22 protein-coding genes are annotated in these 21,172 nt (G+C 27.4%); all 22 read left to right on the top strand.

What is annotated here, in order from left to right; all coding sequences use genetic code 11:
• Positions 1-3: 3 nt before the first annotated feature.
• Positions 4-615: a class I SAM-dependent methyltransferase gene (locus SMGD1_RS02410; protein WP_008340537.1), complete on the top strand. Its 612-nt coding sequence runs from the start codon at positions 4-6 to the stop codon at positions 613-615.
• Positions 612-1,661 carry a glycosyltransferase gene (locus tag SMGD1_RS02405; protein ID WP_008337640.1) on the top strand — a complete coding sequence of 350 codons (1,050 nt, stop codon included), beginning with the start codon at positions 612-614 and terminating at the stop codon, positions 1,659-1,661. The genes SMGD1_RS02410 and SMGD1_RS02405 overlap by 4 nt, the downstream gene beginning before the upstream one ends.
• Positions 1,658-2,548 (top strand): glucose-1-phosphate thymidylyltransferase RfbA, encoded by an 891-nt coding sequence (gene rfbA / locus SMGD1_RS02400; RefSeq protein WP_008337809.1) that lies wholly within the window; start codon positions 1,658-1,660, stop codon positions 2,546-2,548. The genes SMGD1_RS02405 and rfbA overlap by 4 nt, the downstream gene beginning before the upstream one ends.
• On the top strand, positions 2,545-3,120 hold the full coding sequence (rfbC, locus tag SMGD1_RS02395; protein ID WP_008337729.1) for a dTDP-4-dehydrorhamnose 3,5-epimerase: 576 nt from the start codon (positions 2,545-2,547) through the stop codon (positions 3,118-3,120). The genes rfbA and rfbC overlap by 4 nt, the downstream gene beginning before the upstream one ends.
• Entirely contained in the window at positions 3,113-3,979 is an 867-nt protein-coding gene (gene rfbD, locus SMGD1_RS02390; RefSeq protein WP_008340530.1) for a dTDP-4-dehydrorhamnose reductase, read from the top strand. Before rfbC ends, rfbD begins: the two co-directional genes overlap by 8 nt.
• The gene (gene rfbB, locus SMGD1_RS02385; RefSeq protein ID WP_008337720.1) at positions 3,976-4,989 is read left to right on the top strand and encodes a dTDP-glucose 4,6-dehydratase; all 1,014 of its coding nucleotides are present in this window, start codon (positions 3,976-3,978) and stop codon (positions 4,987-4,989) included. Before rfbD ends, rfbB begins: the two co-directional genes overlap by 4 nt.
• Positions 4,979-6,124 carry a non-hydrolyzing UDP-N-acetylglucosamine 2-epimerase gene (wecB, locus tag SMGD1_RS02380; RefSeq protein WP_008337949.1) on the top strand — a complete coding sequence of 382 codons (1,146 nt, stop codon included), beginning with the start codon at positions 4,979-4,981 and terminating at the stop codon, positions 6,122-6,124. Before rfbB ends, wecB begins: the two co-directional genes overlap by 11 nt.
• Positions 6,118-6,687, top strand: a complete 570-nt coding sequence (locus SMGD1_RS02375; protein WP_008337985.1) for a VTT domain-containing protein — start codon at positions 6,118-6,120, stop codon at positions 6,685-6,687. Before wecB ends, SMGD1_RS02375 begins: the two co-directional genes overlap by 7 nt.
• A 2-nt stretch (positions 6,688-6,689) precedes the next feature.
• Complete coding sequence (locus tag SMGD1_RS02370; protein ID WP_008340527.1) at positions 6,690-7,427, top strand: glycosyltransferase family 2 protein; 738 nt, start codon at positions 6,690-6,692, stop codon at positions 7,425-7,427.
• Positions 7,415-9,085, top strand: coding sequence for a glycosyltransferase family protein (locus tag SMGD1_RS02365; RefSeq protein ID WP_008340525.1), 1,671 nt, complete (start codon positions 7,415-7,417; stop codon positions 9,083-9,085). Before SMGD1_RS02370 ends, SMGD1_RS02365 begins: the two co-directional genes overlap by 13 nt.
• A complete protein-coding gene (locus SMGD1_RS02360; RefSeq protein ID WP_008338058.1) occupies positions 9,082-10,011 on the top strand; it encodes a glycosyltransferase family 2 protein in 930 nt (309 codons plus the stop codon). Before SMGD1_RS02365 ends, SMGD1_RS02360 begins: the two co-directional genes overlap by 4 nt.
• Before the next feature lie 83 nt (positions 10,012-10,094).
• A complete protein-coding gene (locus SMGD1_RS02355; RefSeq protein ID WP_008337660.1) occupies positions 10,095-11,180 on the top strand; it encodes a DegT/DnrJ/EryC1/StrS family aminotransferase in 1,086 nt (361 codons plus the stop codon).
• Entirely contained in the window at positions 11,170-12,093 is a 924-nt protein-coding gene (locus SMGD1_RS02350; RefSeq protein WP_008337687.1) for a glycosyltransferase family 2 protein, read from the top strand. Before SMGD1_RS02355 ends, SMGD1_RS02350 begins: the two co-directional genes overlap by 11 nt.
• Entirely contained in the window at positions 12,084-12,473 is a 390-nt protein-coding gene (locus SMGD1_RS15125; protein WP_316680468.1) for a GtrA family protein, read from the top strand. The genes SMGD1_RS02350 and SMGD1_RS15125 overlap by 10 nt, the downstream gene beginning before the upstream one ends.
• Entirely contained in the window at positions 12,463-13,218 is a 756-nt protein-coding gene (locus SMGD1_RS02340) for a class I SAM-dependent methyltransferase (protein WP_008337710.1), read from the top strand. The genes SMGD1_RS15125 and SMGD1_RS02340 overlap by 11 nt, the downstream gene beginning before the upstream one ends.
• A gap of 104 nt (positions 13,219-13,322) precedes the next feature.
• Complete coding sequence (locus SMGD1_RS02335) at positions 13,323-14,951, top strand: hypothetical protein (RefSeq protein WP_241761428.1); 1,629 nt, start codon at positions 13,323-13,325, stop codon at positions 14,949-14,951.
• A 4-nt stretch (positions 14,952-14,955) separates the two neighbouring features.
• Positions 14,956-16,179, top strand: a complete 1,224-nt coding sequence (locus tag SMGD1_RS02330; protein ID WP_008337678.1) for an ArnT family glycosyltransferase — start codon at positions 14,956-14,958, stop codon at positions 16,177-16,179.
• Positions 16,163-16,813, top strand: a complete 651-nt coding sequence (locus tag SMGD1_RS02325) for a class I SAM-dependent methyltransferase (protein WP_008338003.1) — start codon at positions 16,163-16,165, stop codon at positions 16,811-16,813. Before SMGD1_RS02330 ends, SMGD1_RS02325 begins: the two co-directional genes overlap by 17 nt.
• Positions 16,814-16,831: 18 nt before the next feature.
• The gene (locus SMGD1_RS15120; RefSeq protein WP_039920104.1) at positions 16,832-17,194 is read left to right on the top strand and encodes a GtrA family protein; all 363 of its coding nucleotides are present in this window, start codon (positions 16,832-16,834) and stop codon (positions 17,192-17,194) included.
• Positions 17,195-17,196: 2 nt separating this feature from the next.
• Positions 17,197-19,008, top strand: a complete 1,812-nt coding sequence (asnB, locus tag SMGD1_RS02315) for an asparagine synthase (glutamine-hydrolyzing) (RefSeq protein WP_008337847.1) — start codon at positions 17,197-17,199, stop codon at positions 19,006-19,008.
• Complete coding sequence (locus SMGD1_RS02310; protein WP_040766395.1) at positions 19,008-20,132, top strand: glycosyltransferase family 4 protein; 1,125 nt, start codon at positions 19,008-19,010, stop codon at positions 20,130-20,132. The genes asnB and SMGD1_RS02310 overlap by 1 nt, the downstream gene beginning before the upstream one ends.
• Entirely contained in the window at positions 20,125-21,159 is a 1,035-nt protein-coding gene (locus SMGD1_RS02305; RefSeq protein WP_008338090.1) for a polysaccharide biosynthesis protein, read from the top strand. The genes SMGD1_RS02310 and SMGD1_RS02305 overlap by 8 nt, the downstream gene beginning before the upstream one ends.
• Positions 21,160-21,172 lie beyond the last annotated feature (13 nt).

The raw sequence follows: 21,172 nt of genomic DNA, 5'->3' as shown, positions 1-21,172 counted from the left end.
ATTATGGAAGTTTTATATAAAAATAACTCTCAGCAAAAGTTAAAATCAAAAGATTTTATCAAAGTAGAATTAGGGTGTGGACCAAATAAAAAGATAAAAGATGCGATAAGTGTAGATATTGTTGATTTGGATGAGGTGGATATAGTCGCCAACATAAATAATGGCCTGCCATTTGATGACAATTCAATAGATGAAATTTATTCATTCCATTTCTTAGAACATGTTTCTGACTTAGAGTTTGTATTAAAAGAGATTCATAGAGTGTTAAAGCCAAATGGAAAAAAGATAGGAACTGTACCACACTTTGCTAATCCATATTTTTACTCAGATCCTACTCATAATAGCTTTTTTGGGCTTTACAGTTTTAGTTATTTTGATAAAGAACAAAAACTATTTAAAAGAAAAGTGCCAACCTTTTATATGTCAGAGTTTTTTGAAGTATCTGATGTGAAATTAGGTTTTACATCGCCCTTTGTTGGTAGATATGCATTTAAAAAGATAGTAGGTTTTTTTGTAAATTTATGTACATATACAAAAGAGTTTCATGAAGAAAATTTTTGTTATTTAATACCACCTTATGAAATAAAATTTGAATTAACAAAGATTAATAAATGATAGATATTACTATTTTGACAAAGTACACTTCTAAGGGTGCTTCTAGTCGATATAGGTACTTTTTATATATTAATGATTTGTTAAAACAAGATACAAATATAGAGATTGATTCTTTCTTAGATACATCATATTTACATAGGCTTTATAGTAAAAAAAAGAAAAATAAATTTAAAATTATCATAGCATATATCAAAAGGTTCTTTGTTCTAATTAATAGCTCAAAGAATCTTTTGATAGAATATGAAGCATTACCATATATTCCATATTTTATAGAAAAACTATTTCTTAAAAATAAAAACTATATTCTTAACTTTGATGATAATATTTGGTCAAATTATGAAAATAAACTATTGTTACGAAATAAACTTGATAGTTTAGTTGAAAATGCCAGTGGTGTAATTGTTGCAAATAGCTTTCTAGAAGAGAAAGTCTCAAAATTAAATAACAATATTATAAAAATACCAACAGTTATTGACATAGATGATTATGAAAATAATAATATAATAAAATTTGACAAGTTCACTTTAGTTTGGATAGGTTCCCCTTCTACATACAAATATATAACATCTCATTCTCATATTTTTAAAAAACTTTCAAAGATAATTGATTATAAATTAGTTATAATCGCTTCTAAAGATTTAATAGACGAAGCTATCGTCGGTGTTAACATGGATTTTTATGATTGGTCAACTAAGAATGAAGTAAAAATTTTAAAAAAATCTCATATAGGTATAATGCCATTAGACGCAGATACATTCGCTCAAGGTAAGTCGTCATTTAAAATTATTCAATATATGGCTGCTGGACTACCGACAATAGCAAGTAGTATCGGTGAAAATTGCAATGTATTGGAAAATAATAAAACAGGCTTTTTAGTAGATGATGAAGAATCTTGGATAGACTCTATCCAAAAGCTTTATGATGATAAAAAAATGTATGATGATTTTGCAATGAAAGCAAAATCAAATGCATATGAATATTCAATACAAAAATATTTTAAAGAATTTAATTTATTTATTAATAAAACATTTAAGGAAAAAAATTGAAGGGTATAATTCTAGCAGGTGGAAGTGGTACAAGACTATACCCAATAACAAAAGGTGTGAGTAAACAGTTAGTTCCAATCTATGATAAACCTATGATTTACTATCCCCTTTCAGTATTAATGTTAGCTGGAATTACAGAAGTATTAATTATTTCTACTCCTCATGATTTACCGAGATTTGAAGAGCTTTTAGGTGATGGCTCTGATATAGGTATGAACTTTAGTTATGTGGAGCAACCATCTCCTGATGGACTTGCTCAAGCCTTCATTTTAGGGGAAGAGTTTATTGGTAATGATGATGTTTGTCTAGTTCTTGGTGATAATATATTCTATGGTCATGGATTAACTGATCTTCTCGCTCAAAGTGTTAAAAATGCTGAAATAGAAAATAAAGCAACAGTCTTTGGCTACTATGTAAAAGATCCTGAAAGATATGGTGTTGCTGAGTTCAATACAAATGGTGATGTTACTAGCATAGAAGAAAAACCGTTAAAGCCAAAATCTAACTACGCAGTTATTGGTCTATATTTTTATCCAAATGATGTGGTTAAAAAAGCTAAAGATGTAAAGCCAAGTGACAGAGGTGAATTGGAGATTACGACTTTAAACCAAAACTACCTAAATGAAGAGAGACTAAAAGTTGAACTTATGGGCAGAGGTTACGCTTGGCTTGATACTGGTACTCATGAGAGTTTGCTTGAAGCATCTCAATTTATTCAAACAATTGAAAACCGTCAATCGCTAAAAGTAGCTTGTATTGAAGAGATAGCTTATGAAATGGGATATATCTCAAAAGAAAAACTTCTTGAATTAGCAGAACCTTTAAAGAAAAATCAATATGGACAATATCTAATTAGAAGAGCTCAAGAAGGGATAGTTGTACTATGAAGCTTACAAGAGCAACGATAAAAGATATTATTATTTGCGAGCCTGAAATACATGGAGATACTCGTGGCTATTTCGTTGAAACTTTTCGCCAAGATAAACTTGAAGAGTTTTTAGGATTTAAAATAAATTTTTGTCAAGACAATGAATCTAAAAGCTCTAAAGGTGTTTTAAGAGGGTTGCATTATCAACTGCCACCATACTCTCAAACGAAACTTCTTAGAGTTATACAAGGACGAGTTTTAGATATAGCCGTAGACATTAGAAAAGACAGTCCAACTTTTGGAGAACATGTAAGTATAGAATTGACAGCAGAAAATAAGAAACAACTGCTTATACCTCATGGCTTTGCTCACGGATTTGTAGTTTTAGAAGACGACACAATATTTGCCTATAAGGTTGACAACTATTATTCTCCAGAAAATGACAGAGGTATTGCCTTTGATGATCCAGATTTAGGAATTGACTGGCAAGTAGATTTCTCTTTACTTAATCTGTCTCAAAAAGACACCAAACAACCAAGGCTGAAAGCAACAAATGATTTATTTGAGTATGGTGTAAACTATTATGAATAAAGTTTTAGTAACTGGTTCGAAAGGGCAAGTGGGAAGTGAGCTTAACGAATTAGCATCTTTATACCCATATGATTTTTTCTTTACAGATAGAGATTCTCTTGATATAACTGATGAACAGAGCATTAGAGACTTTATAGACCTACATAATATAGACATTATTATAAACTGTGCAGCGTATACAGCAGTTGACAAAGCTGAATCCCAAAAAGATATGGCAGACGCTATCAATCATAAAGCAGTTAAATCTCTAGCGCAAATATCAAAAGAGAAAAACATTAAACTTATTCATATCTCAACTGATTATGTATTTAGTGGTCAGAACTACAAACCCTATATAGAAACAGATTTTACAGCTCCAAATAGTGTCTATGGAAGTAGTAAGCTTGATGCTGAAAAAGCTCTACAAAAAATCAATCCAAAAAATTCTATTATCATTAGAACATCTTGGGTTTACTCATCATTTGGAGCTAATTTTGTTAAAACTATGCTTAGACTAGGAAGTGAAAAAGATGAGCTTGGTGTTATTTTCGACCAAGTTGGTACTCCCACTTATGCAAGAGACTTGGCTAAAACTATTTTAGAGATACTGCCAAATGTTCAAAATGAGAATGTGGATATTTACCACTACTCAAATGAAGGTGTTCTATCTTGGTATGACTTTGCAAAAGAGATTATGAAAATGGCAAAAAGAGATTGTAAAATCAATCCAATAGAGACAAAAGACTATCCTACACCAGCAAATAGGCCACATTACAGTTTGTTAAATAAATCAAAAATAAAACAAAAATTCAATATAGAAATTCCTTTTTGGAAAGATAGTTTAGACGCATGTCTAAAAGTTTTAGGAGAGAGAAAATGATAAAAAATATTTTAGTAACTGGATGTGCTGGTTTTATAGGGAGTAACTTTGTCCCATATTTTTTAGAAAAATATCCAGAATATAATATTGTAAATCTTGACCTGCTTACCTATGCCGGTGACTTAGAGAACCTAAAAGAGTGTGAAAACAACACTAAATATAAATTTATAAAAGGAAATATCTGTAACCGTGAATTAGTTGAATTCATCTTCAATGAATACAATATAAACGGTGTTATTCACTTTGCAGCAGAGTCTCACGTAGATAATTCTATAAAAAATCCAGGTGTATTTATTGAAACAAATGTAAATGGAACTTTCACTTTACTTGATGTTGCTAAAAACTACTGGATGAGTTCTCCTTTTAACTATAAAGAAAAGTACAAAAATTGTAGATTCCATCATATTAGTACAGATGAAGTGTATGGAACGCTTAATGAGACTGATCTTTTTACAGAAAGCACACCTTACGCTCCAAACTCTCCATACTCTGCTTCAAAAGCAAGTTCTGATATGATAGTTAGAAGTTATCAAGAGACTTTCGGACTCAACACTGTTATTACTAATTGCTCAAACAACTATGGGCCAAAACAGCATGATGAGAAGCTAATCCCTACTATTATTAGAAAAGCTTTAGTCGGTGAAAATATTCCAATCTATGGAGATGGTAAAAACATACGAGACTGGCTCTATGTACTTGACCACTGCAAGGGAATAGACTTAGTTTACCACACTGGCAAAGAAGCCAATGTTTACAATGTCGGTGGAAGAAACGAGAGAACAAATCTTCAGATAGTAGATGCTATTTGTACTATCTTGGATGAAAAAGTTCCAAAAAATTCAAGCTATAAAGAACTGATAACATTTGTAAAAGATAGAGCAGGACACGATAGAAGATATGCTATAGACGCAACAAAACTTGAAAATGAACTTGGCTGGATAGCTGATGAGAATTTTGAAAGTGGGATTGTTAAGACAGTTAATTGGTATTTGGAAAAATATGTTAACTAAAAAAATTCTTATTGTTTTTGGAACCAGACCAGAAGCAATTAAAATGTCTCCATTGGTTAAAGAGTTTCAAAAAAATAATGATTTTTTCGAAACGAAAGTTTGTGTTACGGCTCAACATAGGGAGATGTTAGATCAGGTGCTAGATATTTTTAAAATTAAGCCAGATTTTGATTTGAATATAATGAAGCAAAATCAAGATTTATTTAATATTACGACAAAGATACTAAATGGAATGAAAGAGATTTTAGAAATTTACAATCCTGATTTGGTCCTTGTTCATGGCGATACTACTACAACATTTGCCACGTCGTTAGCTTGTTTTTATAAACAAATTGATGTTGGGCATGTTGAGGCTGGACTAAGAACTTATAATATTTATTCTCCATATCCAGAAGAGGCGAATAGACAATTAACTACTAGACTTGCTAAATATCATTTTGCACCAACTTCTTTGTCAGAAAAAAATCTTTTTGATGAAGGAGTTGATAACTCTTTAATTACAGTTGTTGGTAATACGGTCATTGATGCTTTGATTCAAGTAGTTTCAGAAATAAGATCTGATGAAAGATTGGCAAAATCATTAAGTAAACTAATTTATGAAAAAGGTTATAAAATAGATTCTACTAGAAAGTTTATTTTAGTTACAGGGCACAGAAGAGAAAATTTTGGTGATGGCTTTTTAAATATATGTAATGCTATTAAAGATATTGCAGAAAAAAATCCGGATATTGATATTGTATATCCAGTTCATTTAAATCCAAATGTTCAGAGCCCTGTAAATGACATATTGACAAATATTGATAACATCTATTTAATAGAACCATTAGAATATCAAAGTTTTGTTTACTTAATGGATAAAAGCTATCTTATTCTAACAGATAGTGGTGGTATTCAAGAAGAAGCACCCAGTTTGGGTAAACCTGTAGTTGTTATGAGAGATATTACTGAAAGACAAGAAGCTGTTGACTTAGGTGTTGTTAAATTAGTTGGTACGAATAAAGAGTTAATTGTCAATACTGTTAGTACTCTTTTAAGTGATAAAAAAGAGTATGAAAAAATGTCAAAACTATCTAATCCTTATGGAAATGGAACCGCTTGTAAAAAAATTATAGATTACTTGAAGTTAGAATGTTAGATTTTATATTAGATAGTTACCAATATATTGAAGAATTGTCGATAGCTGTAAAAGTGTTAATTGTAATTTTTTTATCTGTTATCAGTCCCATATTATTTATCCCTATTATGGCTACCATGTATTTGTCTGGTCTTTTACTTGGTTTTAATTTAGGTGTAATTATTGCAACTATTGGTTATTTTCTTTCAATATCAACATACTATTATATTGGTAGTTCATTTCATAAAATTTCATTTATAAAACGATTAATAGATGCCAGACTAGGTAAACACATGTCAAAATTAAAAAAAATGAATTTTGTACATGTTATTATTTTTAGTTTATTTGTTCCATTTTTATTAATAAGTTTAGGACTAGGTGTTTTACATAAAAATAAGATAAATATATTTGCGGTATATTTTGGTGCATTACCATCTATAATTGCATTTGTATTAGCAGGTAGTTACGGTAAGAGTTTTTTTGAAGCTAAAGATAATAATATGATTTATTACTCTTTAGGTTTAATAGTCCTATATGTTATATTACAAAAAATGTTTACTTTATATTTAAAACGAAAAGGCTGAAAATGAATCAAGTGATTTACTGTATATTACCAGTATACAATGAGGGAAAAAGTATATATGATTTATTGGAAGTCTATAGTGTGTTTTTCAAAAATATTAATTATGAAAATAATATTATAGTAATTAATGATTGTAGTCAAGATGATTCAGAAATGTATATTTTACAAGCAATAGATAAATTTAATAATTTAAATATAGAGTATATTAAACATACACAGAACAAAGGTTTAGGCGGAGCACTCACTACAGGTTTTCATGCCTTAAAAGATATAAAAGATTCAGATATGTTGGTGGCGATGGATGGTGATAATACTCACAACCCATATCTTATAAGGCAGATGATAGCAAAAGTAGATGAAGGTGCTGATATTATTATTGCGTCAAGGTATTTAGAACAATCAAGGATATACGGATTAAGTAAATTTAGAATCTTTTTAAGTATATGTGCTAAGTATATATATTCTTTTACATGGAATATTGATGGTGTAAAAGATTATACATGTGGTTTTAGATGTTATAGAGGTTCATTAGTGAAGAAATTTATTTATAAATACCAAGGTGACATAATAGAAGAAAAAGGTTTCGCTGCGACTGGAGAAGTTCTTAAAAAGATGAATTATTTTAAACCACTAATTGTTGAAGTTCCAATGATATTAAAATATTCCAACAAAATTAATTCTTCAAGTATGCAAATACTAAATACAATATATAAAACATTAGGGATGATATGGAAGCGATAAAAAATAACTATATTGATATAGTTTTATTTTTATTTGGAGCGATAATCCTCACATATGCAAGTAATTACGGTATGCCAATTGTCGTTCACCCAGATGAAGTGACTCAATTAAAGAATATTTATGGGATGCTTCAATTTAAGACATTAATTATGCCATATGAAAGCGCATATTCTGCTTGGATTCATTATTTCTATTTAATTCCAACCATATTTTATTGGGGATTCGAATATCTATTTAATAGTGATATAAATTCTATATCTGATTTGAAACTTTATGCTATGAATAATTATCATACCGTGATCCCAACTCTTAGAGTTTTTAGTGGTTTGTTTTTTTTGTCTTCACTCTTTGCTTTAAAATTTGTAATAGAAAAATCAATTAATAAAACACAGGCTTACATTTTTTTGATAATAGCTATATTATCACCATGGATAGTTATAAATGCACATAATATCAAGCATTGGATTCCGGACTTTAGTTTAGTTTTTTTTAGTTTTTATTTTTATTATAGATATAAAGTTAGTAATAGTATTTTATATGTTCTAATTTCTTTTGTATTATTTAGTATAGCTATAATGACAACATACACTTTAATATTTTTAGGAGTATATTTTATACTACTTCATTATAGGTACAAACCATATAATCATAAAATATTATTTCGTGAATTGATACTATTTTTATCTGTATTTATTGCATTTGTAGTATTGTCTTCTAATTTGGGTCAAGGTGGTAATATAGCTACAGTCGCTGGAGGTGACTATCTAAAGTTTAACATTAAAATTGAGTTTATAAAAGATTATCTATATAATCAACTAGAATTTGATACATTTTTATTTATTAGTTTTATTGCTTCTCTATTTTTACTTATATTTTCTAGGTATGAAAAAAATCATTTTAAATTATTAATAGTATTAGTACCGTATTTGCTAAATATGATAGTAATGTCTTCTCATAGTGTTTTTGGTAATTACTATACAGTTTTCTTTGTTGTAGACTCATTATTATTAGCCAGTTATTTTTTATATTTTTTATATGATAAACATAAAAATGTATTTATAATTATATTTACTATGTATATGTTTTTTAATACTTATAATATAATTAGATGGTTGAATATCTTAGATGAAAAAGACACTAGAGTTTTAGCAAAAGAGTGGATTGAAAAAAATTATAAAGAAAAAAATTTTATATTGTATTCTACTTTAGGATTTAATTATTTGCCGCTTACAAAAAGTGGGATAAACATAATTGCCGACAACTTGCCAAATTCTTTAACAACAAGAGAAAAGCTTTATTTAAAATATGATTTAAATGAGCAAGTGAATGGTATGATATTATGGAAAGTTGAACAAGCTGGATACTCTCCCAAAGAGTTAATAGAAGTACTTTTATCAAGTGGATATCAGCCAATAATTATACATGAAAGATTTGGTAATACTGTGCACCATCATCAAAGAACAGAAAAATATATAGAAAAAATGAGCCAAGACTATACTATTACACAAATACAAGAGATTGCACCATATAAAAAAGAACCTGATGATAGAGAAAAGATAGGTGATTTTTCACTAGATTTTAGAAACTTTCATTATTCATTAGAGCATATGAAAAGAAGTGGTCCAGTAATAAAAATATATAAAGTAGGTAAAAAATGAATGAAAAGATAGCGGTATTAGTTCCATGTTACAATGAAGAATTAACTGTAGCTAAAGTAATAGAAGATTTTAGAAAAGAATTGCCAGAAGCTATTATATATGTATATGATAATAATTCAACAGATAAAACTTACGAAATAGCAAGACAAAATGGTGCAGTTGTAAAAAAAGAGTTTAGACAGGGAAAGGGTAATGTAATAAGAAGTATGTTTAGGGATATAGATGCTGATATTTACATAATGATTGATGGGGATGATACATATCCAGCTGAATTTGTACATGATTTAATCAAACCTATCATAGATAAAGAAGCAGACATAGTAATCGGTGATAGACATTCTAATGGAACATATAAAGATGAAAATAAAAGGGCATTACATAATTTTGGTAATCATTTAGTCAAGTATTTAATTAACAAACTGTTTAGATCAAATTTAAATGACATAATGAGTGGATATAGAATATTTAGTAAAAAATTTGTAAAAACAATGCCTATCAATAGTGGTGGTTTTGAAATAGAAACAGAAATGACACTCCATACTCTAGACAAAAAATTTCTTATAAAAGAGATACCTATTGAATATCGAGATAGACCAGAAGGAAGTTTTTCTAAATTAAATACATTTAGTGATGGTATGAGAGTACTAAAGACAATACTTTGGGTATTTAAAGATTACAGACCATTAGCATTTTTTTCAATTTTAGCATTATTTATTTTTATATTGGCATTACTTACTGGAGCACCTGTTATTATAGAGTTTATGAATACCGGATTGATAAATAAAATACCTTCAGCAATTTTATCTACGGGTTTGATGATGATATCTGTAATTTCACTTTTTACAGGTTTTATATTAGATACTATTGTAAAGCAACATCGAGAGAGTTATGAATTGTATATAAATAAAATAATAAATAATTTATAGGAAAGTATTAAATTGGAAGATACTTTTAAATTATTAATACTAAAGCTTATTGTAAAAAATACAGTATATATGAGAGGAATTAAATGATAGAATATGAAAATCTTAAAAAATTAAATCAGCCTTTTTTTGAAGAATATAAGAGTAGATTTGATGATGTGCTAGAAAGTGGTTGGTATATACTAGGAAAAGATGTTGAGAAATTTGAAGAGAATTTTTCAAAGTTTAATAGTTCAAAATATACTATTGGTGTTGCATCTGGGTTAGATGCTTTAGTTTTATCATTAAAAGCTTTTAATTTTGAAAAAAATGATGAAGTAATTGTTCCTTCTAATACCTATATAGCGACAATATTGTCAATTATTCACAATGGATTAAAGCCCGTTTTGGTTGAGCCAAATATTCAAACATATAATATAGATCCAAAAAAAATAGTAGAAAAAATTACTAATAAAACAAAAGCGATCATGGTAGTTCATCTTTATGGACAACCTTGTGATATGAAACCAATTTTAGAAATAGCAAATAAGTATAACTTAAAAATAATAGAAGATTGTGCACAAGCACATGGTGCTGAATATTTTGGACAGAAGGTTGGTACATTTGGAATAGGAGCATTTAGTTTTTACCCTACTAAGAATCTTGGAGCATTAGGAGATGGTGGGGCAGTAACAACAAATGATGATATTATTAAAGATACGATTATGAAATTAAGAAATTATGGAAGTAGTGAAAAATATCATAATGAACTAGTTGGTTATAATTCAAGACTTGATGAAATGCAGGCATGTTTTTTAGATGTAAAGTTAAAATATTTAGATGATATTACAAATCATAAAAGAAATCTTGCGAAGATTTATATGGAAAATTTGGATGATAGATTTGTTAAACCTATTGAAAAAGAAGGATATAAAAATGTATATCATATTTTTGCAATTAGGTATGAAAGAAGAGATAAGTTAAAAGAATATTTACTTCAAAATAATATTAAGACTGAGATACATTACCCAGTAGCTCCACACAAACAAGAAGCCATGAAAAATATTATTACAGATAACTTTCCAATTTCACAAGAGATACACGAAACTATATTATCATTACCAATTTCATATTATCATACAGAAAATGATATCAAAAGAGTTGTAGAGGTAATAAATAATTATGATAGATAAAATGAAAATTTCTATTTGCATACCTGTATATAATGGTGCAGCAACAATTGCACTATTAGTTGAAGAAGTAAAAGAAAAGCTTAATGAGTATGAACTTGAAATTATTCTAATTAATGATGGCAGTAAAGACAATAGTGAAGATGTTTGCGTAGATATTTCAAAAAAATATGATTTTGTAAAGTTTATTGCACTGAGGAAAAATTTTGGTGAGCATAATGCTGTATTGTGTGGATTAAATTATATTACTGGCGATTATTGTGTAATTATTGATGATGACTTTCAAAATCCACCATCAGAAATAATAGCTTTAATTGAAGAATCTAAAAAGGGCTATGATGTAGTTTATTCGAAGTATGAAGAAAAAAAACATCATTGGTTTAGAAATTTAGGTAGTAAATTTAATGACTCTGTTGCAACTTGGTTATTAAATAAACCTAAAGGTTTATATCTTTCTAGCTTTAAGTTAATAAAAAAAGAAGTTGTTGATGAGATTATAAAATATAAAGGACCATTTCCATATATAGATGGTCTTATTTTGAGAGTTACTGATAATATTGGAGTTAGAACTGTAGAACACAGTAAAAGAGAAGAGGGTGAGTCAAACTATACACTTAGTAAATTGATATCTTTATGGCTTAACATGTTTGTAAATTTTTCTATAAAGCCATTAAGAATTGCAACAGTAGTCGGTGTAACAATTTCGCTTTGTAGTTTTATTTTAGGAATTGTTTTTATTATTGAAAAATTAATACATCCAGACACTTCAATGGGGTGGACATCTTTGATGGTGTCTATCCTTTTCTTATCTGGTATACAGCTTGTATTTTTGGGAATAATAGGGGAGTACCTTGGAAAACAATATTTAGATCAAAATGGGACACCATCTGCTGTAGTTAAAAAGGAATATTTATAAAAAAGTTTTTAACTTTTAATATCATTGGTGTTTTTAATACTTCAGTTGCATATTTGATCTATTCTATATTTATATACCTTGGTAGCCATTATATTATTGCTTTGTTAATTGATTATGTTGTAGGTATATTTTTAGGCTTAATGCTAAATAAGAGATATACATTTAATGTAAATGGCAGAATAGGACATAAAATTATAATCAAAGCAATTATTTCAAATGTATTTATTTTTTTAATAAATGTAGCTATTTTGTATTTATTAATAGATGTTTTTGAAAACAATGCTTATCTATCACAACTATTTACTCTAATAGTTATTGCAATTAGTTCTTTCTTATTTTATAAATACTATATATTTAAAGTGTGTGAAAATGGTAAATAATAAACAAGAATATATTAAAATGAATAATGTTGAAAGTAAACATTGGTGGTATAAATCTTTGCACAAATTAGTTTTATCTACAATTAGAGATCAATTTTATTTCTCAAATATATCAATACTTGATGCTGGATGTGGTACAGGAGGTCTTTTACACTTTCTTAGCAGAGATAAGAACTATTCATTAGAAGGTTTTGATATTTCCGAAGAAGCTATTTCAATAGCAAAATCTAAAGATTTAAAAGTAGAATATATGGATTTAAAAAAATATAAATATACTAATAAATTATATGACGTAATAATTTCAAATGATACAATGTATTTTTTTACTCTTGAAGAACAAACATTAATTTTAAATGAATTTTATAAATCTTTAAAGCATAATGGCATTATTATACTAAATTTACCATCACTTGACATATTTAGTGGCAGTCACGATGAAGCTGTTGGCATCACAAAGAGATTTAATGAGAAAATGGTGTCAAGCATGGTTGATAGTTCCAAGTATAGAATTATTAAAAAGATATATTGGCCATTTTTGTTATCTCCAATTATTTTTTTAGTTAGGTATATGCAAAGGTTACAATTAAAGTCTAAAAAAAATATTGAAATTAAATCTGATATAGATATGCCTTCTTCCATTGTAAATAATATATTATACAAAATAGTTTCATTTGAAAATAAATTTTTTAAGAAAAAGCCTTTTGGAAGTAGTTTATTTTTAGTTTTAAAAAAAGATGTTAAATGATTTTTAATACGTTAAATAAAACTCTATTGACATTGTCAATAATCTTCTTTTTAGCGTCATTAGTTATATTCTATATGGTTTTGTACATTCAATATGATACAACATTGGCATTTTACACTGTTGATTATAGAATACATACATGGGATGAGGTTATTTATTATTTTAATAGAATAACTAGATTCATAGAGCTTGGTTTTTTAAATTATCACGATGGTATTGAATCAACATTTTCAAAAATTGATTTTAATATATTTCCATTTTTATTTAATTCTATAATATATTTTATTTTTGGATTTAATTGGTTTCCTATCATTATAAATATTATACTTGGACTTATCCTTTTATATTTATTTTATTATATTGCAAAAGAAGTATTTAGATTTGAAACTAACTTTGCTATTGCTTTATCTCTTTTGATGCTCATAACTTTTGGTTATGGACCTACAACTTATATTATGATTAAACCACTTTTTATAGATTTGAATAATCAATGGTTCCTCCCACCAATAGCAAGACAAGAATCTCCATCAACAGTATTATTTATACTTTTATCATATTTTATAATCTTATATAATTATGTTTATAAAGAAAGAAACTTTTTTCTTATTCCTTTGATAATTATTACGTTTATAAATAATTTTTCATATCCATACTATATATTGTATACACTGACATTTGTAAGTTTTATGCTTGTATATATATTTTATTTTGAGAGGTCGTATTTAAAAAGATTCTTGGTAGCAATATTTTTTAACTATCTTTTTTTCTTGTTATGGTTCATTCTAGGTAAAATATATGTTTCTCATGATTCAGATTTTATTTACACACTAATTTTTGATAGAAGTTTAGATGTGAAAACTTTATTGATAAATGGAATATTTATATTTATTCACTTTGTAAATATAGTTTATAATAAGAATATTAATAATAACATCTCCAAAATTTTTATTATTATGCTATTGGCTGGAATAGTTAGTTATCATTTTAATGTAGTTTTAGGGTATAAGATAGAAAATTGGCATATTGATATATATGTACTAAAACCATTGCAATGGATATCTTTAATATTTTGGTCGTATCAAGTATTGTTTATCAGAAATAATGCTTCATTAATTATTTTTATAATAACAGCTATTTTTTTATTGTCTAATTATAATTATTCTAATACATATATAAAAAATAAAAATACATATTTAACAAAACAAATAGATATTTATAATTCATATAATAATATATCTGCTTATGTAAAAGCTAAAGAAGTATTATCTTTAGATCCATTATTCATTATGGCAGGAAGCACAATAACAAATCATTATAATTATATTACATTTTCTGGGAGAGAGATACAAATAGATATAGAGAGAAATCTTGATAAATATATACTTTCTTCATTATTACATGATATTAATAAAGTAAATACATTTGAAAATATTAATAGAATTAATTTTGGTTTCATTGAAGGTCATAAAAATTATGAACCTTTAAAGTACATCATATTTCTAAATGATCAAGTAGATGAAATATATCAATCTTTAGATAAGTATGGAAGTAATATACAAGAGAAAGATTTAAAAGATTTAATTTTTAAAAGATTTGATGAATTGTTAGATAGTAAAAATAATTATAAGGGCTATATTTTGCTAAATAAAAATCAATTCAAGAATATAATAGTTTTAAAAGACTCAAAAATTATATATGAGGACCATAATATAATTTTATATTACAAAGGATAGATTTATGTTACCTTTAAATAAAAACTATATTGCACTTGTATCTATTTTAGCTTATGTTGTATATATAATTGTTAACTTTATATACTTTTCGATAGGAACAGTTTTTGGAGATGAAACAAGATTCATTGCTGAAGCAATTACTTTAAGTGAGAGTGGTGAATTTTGGAATTACAAAGATAGAGCATGGGAGATGCCTCTTACAGCGGTAATATATTCTATATTCTATTCATTATTTGAAAATGAAAGAAATTTAATAATTTTTGTAAGGCTATTTCAGCCATTATTACTTGTACTACAAGCTTTTTTATTATATAAAATATCTTTAAAAATATTTGATAATAAGTTAAGTGCATTAATAGCTTTCACAATAACATTATTCTATCCATTTTTTATATTTTACCAAGGTCTTTTACTAAGTGAAACATTTTTTAATACAGTTTTGATCGTATCATTTTATTTTATCTATAGATGGTATGAAGATGATTTTAAAATAGATACGAGTTTTTTACTTGCAAATATATTTTTACTACTATCAATATATATTAAAGGAACATTGTCAATACTCCCTCCACTGTTATTGACTGTATTTTTTGTAGTTAATAAATTAGAATTAAAATCTGCTATAAAAGTTTTTTTATATTCTACACTAATATATATTTTTTTAATGACTCCTTGGTGGATAAGAAACTATATGATTTTTGATCAATTTGTTCCATTCACTACAAGTAGTGGAAAGGTATTATATTTGGGTAATAATCCAGCTAACAAGTATGGAGGATGTGATATGGCAGTAGATGTGGATAGAAAGGAGTTTACATCTATTGGTACTATTGATGATGAATTAGAAAGGAATAAATTATTTAAGTATAAAGCAATAGAATTTATCAAAAATAACCCAGATCGGTTTTTTGAATTAATGCTACTAAAGTTTAAAAGGTTTTATAATATAATCCCTAATGCGGATAAATACAAACAAGGGTACTTTAAATGGATTACACTTGTTAGTTATGGTAGCATATTTACGCTATTTTTAGTCTCTATTGTTATTCATGCTAAATATTATAAAAGACTTACTGCAATATATATTTTATTCATATATTTTACTCTTTTACATATGGTATTTATAGCCTCATTGAGATATAGATTACCACTTGAGCCATTTATGATATTACTATCAAGTAACGTTATAGCAATTATATATAGGAGGATTTATGGAAGTAAGAATTGACAGAGATACTTTATTGGAATTAACAGATGCAACAAAAGAGAGAAATATATACACGCATCCACTATTTTTAGCGAGAGATATCTTTTGGCAAAGATTAGAATATGCATTTAAGTATTTAAAAAAATATACCAAACCTACTGATAAAATTTTAGATTTTGGTGGAGGAAGTGGAGTGTTCTGTAAAACATTAGCATCTTATTATGATGATGTGTCAATAATAGATTTAGATGTAGATGAAGCAAAAAATATTATTTCTCATTACGATATTAATAATGTAACTTTGATAAATGAAGATATAAACAAATATAAAATGGATGGAAAGTATGATGTTATTATCGCTACAGATGTATTAGAACATTTTTATGATTTAGAAGCACCTATAAACTTTTTTAATAAATTTTTAAAAAAAGATGGTATTTTATTGGTTACTCTTCCTACTGAAAATTGGGTTTATGAGCTAGGAAGAAAAATAGTAAATAAACAAAAACCTGAAGACCATTACCATAGTTCAAATCATGTAATAAACTTTTTGAAGAAAAGTAATTTTAAAGAAATAGAAAAAAGATTTATACCAAAGTATATTGTGCCAATACCATTATTTGAAGTAGCAATATTTACGTTTGAAGAATTGTAAGCCCATGGATAAGTAGATTTGAAACATTTATTTAAATTTTTATTTATAGGTGGAATAAATACGGTATTTTTTTATTTGACGTATGCTCTATTCATCTTTATAGGCTTTCATTATACTGTTGCAGTGACAATTGCAGCAGTTATAGCAATGTTCTTTAGTTTTAAAACATTCGGTAAGTTTGTATTTAAAAGTAATGACAACAAGTTAATAACAAAATTTATCTTAGTCACGCTAATCAATTATTTACTAAATATAATAATAATTTTCTTCTTTAAAAAGTTTGGATATAACAGTTATCTAGCTGGATTATTCGCTACCATAATAGTGGCTTGCAATTCATTTGTATTAAATAAGTATTACGTTTTTAAGAAAGTGAATTAAATATGTGCGGAATAGCAGGAACAATAAACTTAAACAATCCAAACCTTGAACTGATTAAAAACTCATTACTTCATCGAGGACCAGATGAGCAAGCTATTCATAAACATAAAAATATTAACTTAATTCATACACGACTTTCAATTCAAGATATATCAAATGGTCACCAACCATTTGAGTACAAAGAATATGTCATAGTCTTTAATGGTGAGATATATAATCATTTGGATTTACGACAAGAATATTTAAGAGATTTTTCATTTACTACAAACTCTGATACAGAAACATTGCTTTATCTTTATATCAAATATCAAAATAAGATGTTTGATATGCTTGATGGTATGTTTGCTTTTGCGATACTTAATAAGAGTTCTAATAAAATAATTTTTAGTAGAGATAGAGCGGGGAAGAAACCATTATATGTTTATAAAGATTCCGATAGTTTAATGTTCGCTAGTGAGCTGAATACTATCAAAGCTGGAATTACAAATCTTAATATAGATGAAGATGAAATATATTCATATATAAGAAATGGGTTTTTCTTTAAAAGTAAGACTCCATATAAAAATGTTTTTGAAGTAGAAGCTGGATTAGTTTACGAGATTGATTGCCAAAGTTTAGATATAAAAAAAGAAAACTATTTTGATATATTGGATTTTTACAAAAAAGATAAAGTTAATGATTATGAGCATGCTAAAGAAACTCTTGATGAGATCCTACATAAAAGTGTAAAAGATAGATTACTATCATCTGACCTGGAAGTTGGAGCATTTCTAAGTGGTGGTATTGACAGTTCCTTGATAGTTGCAGTAGCAAGTGAATATATACAAAATCTTAAAACATTTACAGTGAAATTTGATGGTGCTTTTGATGAATCGCATCTAGCAAAACTTACAGCTAAGAAATACAATACTCAACATTATGAGTTGAGTATAAGCATGAACTTAAAAGATGACATAGAGAAAATATTATTGAACTATGGTGAGCCTTTTATGGACAGTAGTGCTATACCTAGCTACTATGTAAGCCAAGAGGCCAAAAAATATGTTACAGTTATACTAAACGGTGATGGTGCAGATGAGCTCTTTGGAGGTTATCGTAGATATGTACCAAGTGCAAACAATTTACTTAGTGTGGCTTCATATTTTTCATCACTAACAAAGTTGCTACCAAAACCTCACAATAAGAAGTCTATTTATAATTATGCTTATAGATTGCTAGCAATGTCTGGTAAAAAAGGCTTGGACTTTTATAATAGTGCTACTAATGATATATTTGAAGATATATACAGCTTTGAAAATAATCATACATTTTCTGAAATGAATAGTTTTATAAACAGTGTAGAAAATGAGAATATTTCAAGTTTATCTAAAATGTTATATATGGATTTTAATCTTATTTTACAAAGTGATCTCTTGAAAAAGATGGATATTGCCACTATGGCTCATTCATTAGAAGGTAGAAGCCCATTTTTAAGTAAGTATATGCTGGAGTTTGTACCAACATTATCTGATAAGTATAAGATTAATGGAAAAACTACAAAATATATCTTGAGGGATTTAGCTAAACAATATCTACCAAAAGAGCTTATAACGCAGCCAAAAAGAGGGTTTGAAGTACCATTAAAGAATTGGGTAGAAAATGATTTAAAAGATAATATATTTGATACTTTAGGAAGTAGCTGTTATAGTCAAAATTTTATTGATAGGAATTTTATTGATAAACTACTAAGTAGAGCGTTGGATGTTTCGGATGAGAAAAGAGCTAAAATGCTCTGGACACTCTATACTTTAGAAATTTTCAAGGCAAATCAGTAATGAAAAAAGTAGCTATTGTATTGAACTCAGCTTGGCAAGCTTATAATTTTAGATTTAATCTAGCAAGAAGCCTAAAAAACGCTAATTATGAAGTTTGTTTCATAGCCCCATATGATGAAAAGTACAGTAAATTGATAGAAGAAGAATTTAACTTTCACCATATAAAGATAGATGCTAAAGGAATAAACCCTGTTAGTGATTTAAAAACTATGGTTTCTTTGTATAAATTATACAAACGCATAAAACCTGATATTGTGTTGAATTTTACAATCAAACCGAATATATACAGTTCTATAGTTACTGGAGTATTAGATATTAAAGTTATAAGTAATATTACTGGATTAGGCACTATATTTATCAAACAAACTCTTGTAACCAAGGTGGCAAAGTTATTATACAAGATAGCACTTGGATTTAATAATAAAGTATTTTTTCAAAATAGTGATGATATGAACTTATTTATTGATAATAGTTTAATAAAAAAAGAAAAAACAGATTTACTACCAGGTAGTGGAGTTGATTTAAATAAATTTATCCCGATTGTGAAAAAAAGCGATGATAAACTTAAGTTCTTATTAATAGCGAGACTTTTGAAAGATAAAGGTATTTTAGAGTATATTGAAGCTATAAAAATAATTAAGAATAAATATGAGAATATAGAGTTTCAAATATTAGGGGCTGTAGGTGTTGAGAATAATACAGCGATAACGGAAGAAGAGCTGCAGGTTTGGATTGATAATAAACTTATTAATTACTTGGGTGTTACTGATAATGTGCAAGACGTCATTTCAGAAGCTGATTGTATCGTATTACCATCATATAGAGAAGGTACACCTAGAAGTTTACTCGAAGCTTGTGCTATGGAAAAGCCGATTATAGCTACAAATGTCGTTGGATGCAAAGAAGTTGTGGATGATGGAGTAAATGGATATTTGTGTGAAGTTAAAGATAGTAAAAACCTAGCTGATAAAATTGAAATGATAATAAACTTATCAGATGAACAGAGAGAAGAGATGGGTAAAGCTGGTAGAGAGAAAATAGTTCGAGAGTTTGATGAAAAAATTGTTCTTAAGAGATATTTAGAAAGCATAAATGAAATTATTTTAAAGGATACAGATGTTTAATAATAAAATACTGTTAATTACAGGGGGAACAGGTTCTTTTGGAAATGCAGTTTTACGTAGTTTTTTAAATACTGATATAAAAGAAATTAGAATTTTTTCCAGAGATGAATTAAAACAAGACAATATGAGAAAAAAATATAATAATGATAAATTAAAATTTTATATTGGAGATGTTAGGGATGTTAATTCTTTAGAAGACGCAATCAAGGGCGTAGATTATATATTCCATGCTGCTGCTCTTAAGCAGGTGCCTTCTTGTGAGTTTTATCCAATGCAAGCAGTCGCAACTAATATTATAGGTACTGAAAATGTGTTAAACACTTCTATTAGATATAAAGTTGAAAAAGTTATAGTTCTTAGTACCGATAAAGCAGTTTACCCAATAAATGCTATGGGTATTAGTAAGGCTATGATGGAAAAAGTTATGATTGCTAAATCAAGAAATATTAATGACGATGAAACTATAATCTGTTGTACTAGATACGGAAATGTTATGGCAAGTAGGGGTTCCGTTATACCTCTTTTTATAGAACAAATTAAAAATAACAAGGAAATAACTATTACAGATCCTAATATGACTAGATTTATGATGAGCTTAGATGAAGCTGTTGATTTGGTTATGTTCGCCTTTAAAAATGGAAAAAATGGAGATGTTTTTGTACAAAAATCTCCGGCAGTAACTATTGAACTTTTGGTCAATACATTAAAAAATATTTTTAATAAAAGTGAGCAAATTATAAAAGTTATTGGTACCAGACATGGTGAAAAACTTTATGAAACTCTTTTAACAAGAGAGGAAATGGTTCATGCAGTAGATATGGATGAGTATTATAGAATACCAGCTGATACAAGAGATCTAAATTATCATAAATTTTATGAAGAGGGTGAAGATATAAGAGAAGTGGAAGATTATAACTCTCATAATACCAAAAGACTAAGCGAAGATGAGATGAAAGAAATGTTGTTTAGCTTGAAAGAGATAGAAGAAGATTTAAAGAAGTTTGCAATTAGAGGGGAAAAGCAATGAAGGTAATGACTGG

Origin of the sequence: Sulfurimonas gotlandica GD1 (genome assembly GCF_000242915.1) — a bacterium.
Taxonomy (GTDB): domain Bacteria; phylum Campylobacterota; class Campylobacteria; order Campylobacterales; family Sulfurimonadaceae; genus Sulfurimonas; species Sulfurimonas gotlandica.
Note: the sequence above shows the minus strand (reverse complement) of the source record. Positions and strands in the feature narration are given on the sequence as shown.

Coding starts and splice junctions, on each gene's coding strand:
- SMGD1_RS02305 (WP_008338090.1), top strand. CDS start 20,125: ATGTTTAATAATAAAATACTGTTAATTACAGGGGGAACAGGTTCTTTT.
- SMGD1_RS02350 (WP_008337687.1), top strand. CDS start 11,170: ATGATAGATAAAATGAAAATTTCTATTTGCATACCTGTATATAATGGT.
- SMGD1_RS02410 (WP_008340537.1), top strand. CDS start 4: ATGGAAGTTTTATATAAAAATAACTCTCAGCAAAAGTTAAAATCAAAA.
- wecB (WP_008337949.1), top strand. CDS start 4,979: ATGTTAACTAAAAAAATTCTTATTGTTTTTGGAACCAGACCAGAAGCA.
- SMGD1_RS02360 (WP_008338058.1), top strand. CDS start 9,082: ATGAATGAAAAGATAGCGGTATTAGTTCCATGTTACAATGAAGAATTA.
- rfbB (WP_008337720.1), top strand. CDS start 3,976: ATGATAAAAAATATTTTAGTAACTGGATGTGCTGGTTTTATAGGGAGT.
- SMGD1_RS02325 (WP_008338003.1), top strand. CDS start 16,163: ATGGAAGTAAGAATTGACAGAGATACTTTATTGGAATTAACAGATGCA.
- SMGD1_RS02405 (WP_008337640.1), top strand. CDS start 612: ATGATAGATATTACTATTTTGACAAAGTACACTTCTAAGGGTGCTTCT.
- SMGD1_RS02330 (WP_008337678.1), top strand. CDS start 14,956: ATGTTACCTTTAAATAAAAACTATATTGCACTTGTATCTATTTTAGCT.
- SMGD1_RS02370 (WP_008340527.1), top strand. CDS start 6,690: ATGAATCAAGTGATTTACTGTATATTACCAGTATACAATGAGGGAAAA.
- SMGD1_RS02365 (WP_008340525.1), top strand. CDS start 7,415: ATGGAAGCGATAAAAAATAACTATATTGATATAGTTTTATTTTTATTT.
- rfbD (WP_008340530.1), top strand. CDS start 3,113: ATGAATAAAGTTTTAGTAACTGGTTCGAAAGGGCAAGTGGGAAGTGAG.
- SMGD1_RS02340 (WP_008337710.1), top strand. CDS start 12,463: ATGGTAAATAATAAACAAGAATATATTAAAATGAATAATGTTGAAAGT.
- SMGD1_RS02355 (WP_008337660.1), top strand. CDS start 10,095: ATGATAGAATATGAAAATCTTAAAAAATTAAATCAGCCTTTTTTTGAA.
- asnB (WP_008337847.1), top strand. CDS start 17,197: ATGTGCGGAATAGCAGGAACAATAAACTTAAACAATCCAAACCTTGAA.
- rfbC (WP_008337729.1), top strand. CDS start 2,545: ATGAAGCTTACAAGAGCAACGATAAAAGATATTATTATTTGCGAGCCT.
- SMGD1_RS02375 (WP_008337985.1), top strand. CDS start 6,118: ATGTTAGATTTTATATTAGATAGTTACCAATATATTGAAGAATTGTCG.
- SMGD1_RS02310 (WP_040766395.1), top strand. CDS start 19,008: ATGAAAAAAGTAGCTATTGTATTGAACTCAGCTTGGCAAGCTTATAAT.